This window comes from Mesorhizobium sp. M0276 (assembly GCF_040321755.1).
In the GTDB taxonomy this organism is placed as follows: Bacteria; Pseudomonadota; Alphaproteobacteria; order Rhizobiales; family Rhizobiaceae; genus Mesorhizobium.
Genome location: NZ_JAMYSC010000142.1, coordinates 1 through 1,294, shown reverse-complemented (window position 1 = coordinate 1,294; position 1,294 = coordinate 1). Strand labels below are relative to the sequence as shown.

Annotated in this window: 2 pseudogenes; both read left to right on the top strand. The window is 62.6% G+C overall.

The features are described from left to right. A pseudogene (locus NKJ01_RS36135) lies at positions 1-287 on the top strand (IS66 family transposase); the annotation flags it as partial. A 74-nt stretch (positions 288-361) separates the two neighbouring features. After that, positions 362-1,294: pseudogene (locus NKJ01_RS36130) on the top strand (IS5 family transposase); the annotation flags it as partial.

Below are 1,294 nucleotides of genomic sequence, written 5' to 3'. Positions count from 1 at the left end.
TCAAGGCCGAGGGGATCGACCTGCCGCTGTCGACGCTGGCCGATCAGGTCGGCCACGGAACCTTCGCCGTCATGCCGCTCTTCCAACTGATCGAGCGCCATGTGCTCGCGGCCGAGCGCCTTCATGGCGACGACACCACCATTCGCATCCTGGCGAAAGGCAAGTGCACGACCGGGCGCATCTGGACCTATACGCGCGATGACCGTCCCTTCGCCGGGCCTGCGCCGCCGGCGGCGATCTACTACGCCTCGAGCGACCGACGTGGCGAGCGTCCTCAGAAGCAACTGGACACCTCGAAAAACCTGGCAATCGAGACCGCATTTTGATTCACTTCGCCTGGTGATTTGCACGGAGGCGTTGGATGCGAGGCCAGGCTGGATTCTGGGACATTGACGAGCGTTATGTCCGGCTGAGCGCGGCCGGCGATCCACTGGAGAAGCTGAACGCGGTGGTGCCTTGGGAGGTTTTCCGGAAACCGCTGGCCAAGGCGCTGAAGCGCTCCGATGGCGCCAAAGGCGGCCGGCCGCCCTTTGATGCGGTGATGATGTTCAAGGGTCCTGGTTCTGCAGGCGCTCTACAGTCTCTCGGACGATCAGACCGAGTTTCAGATCCAAGACCGGCTTTCCTTCATGCGTTTCCTCGGGTTGGGGCTCGGCGACAAGGTGCCCGACGCCAAGACGATCTGGTTGTTTAGGGAGCACCTCACGCAGGCCCGGGCGGTGGACAACCTGTTCGCCCGTTTTGACAAGCACCTCACCAAGGCCGGTTATCTGGCGATGGGTGGCCAGATCGTGGATGCCACGATCGTGGCGGCGCCGAAGCAACGCAATTCCGATGCTGAAAAGGCTGACATCAAGGCAGGAAAGGTGCCGGACGAGTGGCAGAAGAAACCAGCCAAGCTGCGCCAGAAGGACCGGGACGCGCGCTGGACCGTGAACTTCTCGAAGGCCAAGGCCGATGAGGAGGGAAAGACGAAGCAGCGCGATATCGCCGTTCCCGCCTTCGGCTACAAAAACCATGCCTCGATCGATCGCCGCCACGGCTTCATCCGCGGCTGGAACGTCACCGGCGCCTCGGCTTGGGACGGGGCGCAGCTTCGCAACGTGCTGGACAAGAACAACACCGGCTCGACGGTATGGGCCGACACCGCCTATCGCTCGAAGAAGAATGAGGCGTGGCTGGACAAGAACGGCTACGTCTCCGACATTCATCACAAGAAGCCGAAAGGCCGGCCGATGAGCGAGGCGATGGCACGGGCCAATGGCCGGCGCTCAAAGATCCGCGCTTTCGTCGA